At 63.4% G+C, this 6,112-nt stretch carries 5 protein-coding genes and 1 pseudogene; 3 read left to right on the top strand and 3 right to left on the bottom strand.

Annotated features, from left to right (window positions below; all coding sequences use genetic code 11):
• Positions 1–51: 51 nt before the first annotated feature.
• Together SE92_RS34720 and SE92_RS33165 are read left to right on the top strand one after the other, a co-directional pair.
• Positions 52–3,060, top strand: a complete 3,009-nt coding sequence (locus SE92_RS34720; RefSeq protein WP_063921237.1) for a LuxR C-terminal-related transcriptional regulator — start codon at positions 52–54, stop codon at positions 3,058–3,060.
• A 142-nt stretch (positions 3,061–3,202) separates the two neighbouring features.
• On the top strand, positions 3,203–3,487 hold the full coding sequence (locus tag SE92_RS33165) for a hypothetical protein (protein WP_063202863.1): 285 nt from the start codon (positions 3,203–3,205) through the stop codon (positions 3,485–3,487).
• 416 nt (positions 3,488–3,903) lie between these two features.
• Here the strand turns inward: SE92_RS33165 and SE92_RS33175 are convergent, their stop codons facing one another.
• On the bottom strand, positions 3,904–5,190 hold the full coding sequence (locus tag SE92_RS33175) for an NRAMP family divalent metal transporter (RefSeq protein WP_063202867.1): 1,287 nt from the start codon (positions 5,188–5,190) through the stop codon (positions 3,904–3,906).
• A gap of 221 nt (positions 5,191–5,411) precedes the next feature.
• Complete coding sequence (locus tag SE92_RS33180; protein WP_063202869.1) at positions 5,412–5,597, bottom strand: hypothetical protein; 186 nt, start codon at positions 5,595–5,597, stop codon at positions 5,412–5,414.
• A gap of 54 nt (positions 5,598–5,651) precedes the next feature.
• Here SE92_RS33180 and SE92_RS37015 point away from each other — a divergent pair, with 54 nt between their 5' ends.
• Positions 5,652–5,816 (top strand): hypothetical protein, encoded by a 165-nt coding sequence (locus tag SE92_RS37015; protein WP_210183127.1) that lies wholly within the window; start codon positions 5,652–5,654, stop codon positions 5,814–5,816.
• A 6-nt stretch (positions 5,817–5,822) separates the two neighbouring features.
• On the opposite strand, the pseudogene SE92_RS33185 reads toward SE92_RS37015, so the two are convergent.
• Positions 5,823–6,112: pseudogene (locus tag SE92_RS33185) on the bottom strand (hypothetical protein); the annotation flags it as partial.

The raw sequence follows: 6,112 nt of genomic DNA on the forward strand, positions 1-6,112 counted from the left end.
CCCGGCCGCGGCCATATGCCGAAGGATATAGAGCCGGTGCGAGGGAGACCTATGTTGGACGCGTCCGCCAGGCCGGGGATTGTCAAACCCGTTCGGCTTGTGATTGTCGATCGGCAACCGATCGTGCTGCAGGGACTGAAGTCGATATTGGGGACGCAGCAGGACTTCGACGTCGTCGCGTCCGCCAGCGATGGGACGAGCTGCCTCGAAGCTCTCAGGAATTTAGCGCCCGACGTCGCGCTTATCGCCGACAACCTGCCGGACCTGACGGCATCCGACATCCTTGCGTTCGTAAAAGCCGAGAAGCTTTCCACACGCCTTGTGTTCTTCACCGAGTCCGATGGCAACGACGATCTGACCGCGGCGATCGCTGCCGGCGCCTGCAGCGCAATTTCGAAATATGTTGCTCCTGGAGCCATGCTGCAATCACTGCGTCTGATGGCGAAGAGCGGCGTGTCGCTGGAGCCATCCGATCTCTCGCCGGCCGGCAAGGAAGCTGATGGCGGCGCCCTTATCGAAAAGATGCTGGAGCTGTTGACGCCTCGGGAACGCCAGATTGCCCGGTTGGTCTCCAATGGAATGTCGAACAAGGAAATCGCGCGCCGTCTCGATGTGTCCCAGGGGACAATCAAAGTTCACCTGCACAACATCTTTCAGAAGCTCGAGATCACCAATAGAACGGTGCTCGCGACCATCTCATGGCTGCAACGCACCTCCGGCTTCGGTGCGCTCGCGCTGGGCATTCTGGCCTTCGCAATTGCGGATGAGCTCAAGGCCTCGGAAGCCGACCACATCCTTGCGGATGATGATAGCCGCGATCGGATGGACGAGCACTCCGGATTTGAGGTCTGGAAAAAAGCGATCCTGCAGCATCTCATCGTCTCGAAGTCGGGCGAGACCTCTCCGTTCGCCGAGAGGGACTTGCTTGCCAAGGCAAGCCAAGACGCGAACCCGGCCGCGGCAATGGAAGCGCTACGCGCAGCGGAGCAATTCCTGGGCGCGAAGCCGTGGAAAGAGGGTGGTGCAATCGGATCGGGCACGCCAAGCCTGGCAGCACTCCTGCCGCGAGGAAGCAATGACCTTCGGACCGGAAGTAACTCACCCGGGGAGCATTACCTTCCGCGGCCTGTTTCCGATCAGATGTCGATTCACGCAGGCTATGGCGCTTTCGCCGCTCTCGCGGGGGCATTGATCTACGAACTGAGCGATGCTCAGCACGCCGCGCAGGCGCACGAACCGGATCAGGCTTCGATCGACAGCTTCCTGGCCGGCATCGGAGACAATGCGACCACCCAACTGGCGGCGGTCACGCCTGTCGATGCCAATTACGCCGGCAAGGCAGCGGCGGATCTTCTTCCGCACGATGTCGCTTTGCATTCCGCCTTTGTGATCCCCGCGAATAGCGGCCCGCAAGAAGGCGTTCAGGCTCAGGCGGCCCCGGACGCCGCGGGTCACAACTTCCAAACCCCTTTTGGCGTACTGGGCTCTGGTCACGTTTCCAGCCCGGATGGACATGGCCGCGACCAGCTGCTGGGGGGCAGCGGCGCAGAAATTGTTGATCGCTCTCCGACAGATTCCACGCCATCATCTTCCGATTCCGTTCTGGATGTCGCATCCGGGCCGGGCCGGCTCAATCTTGCGGCTTTCGGGGCACTTGCCTGGCTGCATCTGACGGCGGCAGCCAAATCCATCCCGCCGCATACCCTCGCCTGGATCTATGATCCCGCAAGCAATCAGACGATCGTCTATGTGAATCCAACCGACCGCATCCTCGATGTGGGGGATCGCGGCCTGCTCGAAATCCATATGCAGGGAATTGTATCCGTTGCGGAGGCGGATTTCGTTCAGGCATCGGAAGGCGCCGCTGTCGCGGTTACGCTGGAGCAACTCGAACAAGCGCTGGTCTTGACCGCCGCAACCGATGAGACGGTTCCGGGGGCGAACAGCAGCGATGCGAGTGAGGATTCGCTCGAGGCGTTCGTTTGGAGCGCTTCCGCCGATGCCGGTTTGGGTTTTCGATTCGCGCATGTTCGAACTGGCTCCGGGACGGCGGCTAAGTCCGATGCCTCCAGCAGCGATACGGCGGATGCAACAGAGGAGAGTGCTGGTGCGTCCGGTGTGCCGGCTTACGGATCATCGGTCGCGCCCGATCATGGTGCGGCGCCTCCGGCCGCGGAAAACCTCTCCTGGAAGAATGCCCTGACGAATCCGAATACTGGGGCTTCGTCGACGACGCAGAGCGAGATGGTCCAACCGGACTTCAACACCGCCGACAGCACGGGCCACGGTAACTCCGAGCACCGTCCAGAGCCAGGTTCGGCAAAAGTTGAGACGGAGTCAAAGCCCGGCAAGAGCGCCGCGGATGACCATCAGGCGCCCGAAAGCCCGCCAGGAAAAACGAAGGCGGCAGAGTCCGGCGGCGCCGAGCATGGCAAGTCGGACCGCGCGGCTTCCGAGAAGGGAGCGCATGCGGGCGAGAACGCCCTGCCTCCCGGTCACACGGAGCACGGCCACGCACAGCATGGCGCGGAGCCTGGGTCTGCGAAGGCGTTGGACGCAGAGATGGCCGAAGCCACATCCAAACCCGGCAACGGTGACCATGCGCACCATTCCCAGGCTTCGGACAATCCCCCAGGGGCCGCGAAGACGGTCGCGTCCGGCGGGGCCGGGCACAGCAATTCGGTCGACGTGGCTTCCGACAAAGCAGCGGAAGCAGGCGGGAGCGCCGCGCCTCCCGGCAACATGAACCGCGGCGACCCGCAGCAGGCTGCGCATTCCGGTGCAAACCCGTCGGACACCGCGCAGCCGGCGAAAGCTGCGTTCGAGCTTGGCGCGGCCCATCAGCAACACATGTTCCGTTTCGATGGCGAGGTCGTTCCTCCCACGCTCGTCGCCTTCGCCGAGCCCAGAGAAATTCATAAACCACACGCTGCCCTTGGTCAGGAAGATGGCCACGGGGTGATCGTCGAGATGGCCGCTCCTGTCCCGGAGGAGCACGCAGCGCAGCACGTCAATCCGCATCACGGCGTTTTGCCGGGGGCCCATGATCTCCTGATTTGAAGCTTCGCATTGTCTGGCAATGGAATGCTGCACGCGGGCGCCGCCCGATGTCGATCACGGACGTTGGAACCAAGCTGTTGGCACCGGGAACCGGAGGGGCGCTTTTGAATTATCCATTGATAGGGAAATAGCGGATCCTGTGATGACAAGTGGTCGCTTTAACAATTCGATCTCTAACGCCCTCCGCCATCCCGGCGTGATCGCGCTCATCGTGGCGGGCGTGACGATCGCGGCCATGCTGATCGTCGACCATGGCCCGTGGAATCGCGCGAAGACCCAACCGGCTCATGTCGCGATGTATGCGACCACGGGCGACGCGGCGCGGGCCGCTGGCGCGGTCGTGCTTCCGACCAGACCGAAGTCGCCGATCGAGCCGGCGCGGCCGGGGCCGAAGACGTCGCCGACCGTCAATCCCGTCACGCCTTAGCCTCATCAGCCTCTCGCGGCCAAGCTTGAGAAGTCCCTGCTCGTCTGCGGGGGGAAGATCCGTAGAATCCGGTGGGGATAGCCATGATCTTTCCTGGGATCGTCGCGAAATCGCGCCAGGTTCTGACGCTTTTGGCCACAATCGGACCCGACCTTCCGGCCATGAAATTTCTCGCCGTGATTTCGATTCTGGCGCTGCTCACGATGAGCGGAGCCGCCATTTCCGATCAGCTTCTGACGGCCGAGCGGCGCGTCGCGCACGCCGTGCAATAGCGCGGCGGGCGAAGGCGCTTCGTGTCTTTGGGGGACAGCAATGCTTTCGATAGATCAGTTCTTGCGCTTCATCAGCGTGCCGGCCGTATTCGCGGCCTTCATCATCGCCTCGCAGATCTCGGCGGCGCTGTCGCCGGCCTAGCCTCAGCCCATCAGCGACGAGCCCAGCAAGGCGAGAACGGCCAGCGCCATCAGCGCGGTGCCGAGCCAGCCCAGCGCGATCAGCCATGACCGGGCGCGGAAGCGGCCCATGATCGCGCGGCTCGAGACGATCAGCATCATCATTGCCATGATGGGGACGGCGACGATGCCGTTGAGCACCGCACTCCAGACCAGCATGTGGATGGAGTCTATTCCGGTGAAGCCGAGGCCGAAGCCGATGATGGTTGCCGCAGCGATGATGGTGTAGAAGCCGACCGCCTCGTCGGGCTTGGCCTCCAACGTGGCATGCCAGCCGAAGATCTCCGCGACGCCATAGGCGGCCGAGCCCGCCAGCACGGGGATCGCGAGCAGGCCCGTGCCGATGATGCCGGTCGCAAACAGCGCGAAGGTGAAGTTCCCGGCGAGCGGCCGCAGCGCTTCGGCCGCCTCGGTCGCCGAACTGATCCTGGTGACGCCGTTGGCGTGCAGTACGGAGGCGGTGGTCAGGATGATGAAAAAGGCGATGCCGTTGGAGAGCAGCATTCCTGAGAGCGTGTCGGTCTTGATGCGGTCGAGCTCGTGCGTGCCGCCGCGCTTGAGCTCACGGAGCGGCTTGTCGCGCTTGCCCTGGTTCATCTCCTCGACCTCCTGCGAGGCCTGCCAGAAGAACAGATAAGGGCTGATCGTGGTGCCGAGCACGGCGACCACCATCATCAGATAATCGGCGTTGACATCGGCCTTCGGCCACACCGCGGCGAGCAGCGCCGTGCTCCAGGGAATCTTGACGGTGAAGGCGGTCGCGACATAGGCGAACAGCGCCAGCGTGAGGAATTTCAGCACCGGCGAATAGCGGCGATAGGGCAGAAATACCTGCAGGATGGTGGAGCCCGCCGCGAAGATCAGCGCGTGCTCGTGGTTGAGCCCGCCGATGACAAGCGAGAGCGCCTCGGCCATCGCGGCGATGTCGGCGGCGATGTTGAAGGTGTTGGCGGCCACCAGCATGGCGACGAGGCCCAGCACCGCCCAGCGCGGCGCGACCTTCATGACATTGGCGGCGAGTCCCTTGCCGGTGACGCGGCCGATCTGCGCGCTTACGAGCTGGATGGCGATCATGAACGGCGTGGTCAGAAACACCGTCCACAAGAGCCCATAGCCGAATTGCGCGCCGGCTTGCGAATAGGTCGCGATGCCCGAGGGATCGTCGTCGGCAGCGCCGGTGATCAGGCCCGGTCCCAGCCTTTGCAGCAGCGTCGGCGCGGATTTCGTCGGGGTGAGGGCGTCGTCGCTCATGGAAGGGGAGACCTCGATCGGGGCGGTGTTCAAAGCAAAAGCCAGGCAGGGAACATAAGTTCCTTACCGCCGGGAAGATCTGGCAGTTTCTGAAAATACTAATTCATCTTGACTGGCGGGCAAAACACCTGTAGATTGCCATCATCGCAAGTCGTCTCGAATGCTCCGGTGGGACCGGAGCGCGGTCTCGAGCGCAGAGATGGATATCTTGCGAGCCGCCGCTACTTGACGCTGACGAACATGCCCCAGGCGGCGGCCAGCGCCGCGCCGGAAAAGACGATCAGAGGATTGTCGCAGAACGCACCGCCATAGCTGCACATGGTGACGCCGAGCGAGCCGATCTCGTGATGGCTCGCGGAGTAGAACAGTCCCGACAGCACCAGCAATGCAGCGGCGACGAAGTACATGGGCGATCTCTCCATGGCTCTCCCGATGACGTCCGCGCAAGGAGAGCAAGCGACATGCTTGAACATGGCGAGAAGAGCTTTCATTCCGCCGAATCCGATGCGTCGGATTTGACTAAATCTGCCGCGAAATTCCTGTTTGTCCCGGCGCGGCAAGGTGGCTCGTTCGCGCTCACGGCAAAAAAAGGCCCCGCATTGCGGGGCCTTCCGTGTCGGGTTTGACGGGGCCTATCGCCGCGTGCCCGCGCCGTAGAGCTCACGCTCGCGGCCGATGTCTTCCGGAGACAGCGGCGGGCTCGCGGCATCGAAGTCGCTCCAGCCGGACTTCTGCCAGGCCGCGCTGCGATCCTGCAGGTTCACGGCGCGCTCGTTGAGAAGCGCATCGAGACGCGCGCGGTCCTGGTCGGGCACCCGCGCGGAGACCAGCGTGCCGCCGCGGCGAACGCCCTCGGCATAGCGCGAGGCGTCTTCCTTGGAGATGCCGGCTTGCGTGAGGGCGCCGACGATTCCGCCGGTGG

The organism is Bradyrhizobium sp. AT1 (genome assembly GCF_001590795.1).
Lineage (GTDB): Bacteria > Pseudomonadota > Alphaproteobacteria > Rhizobiales > Xanthobacteraceae > Bradyrhizobium.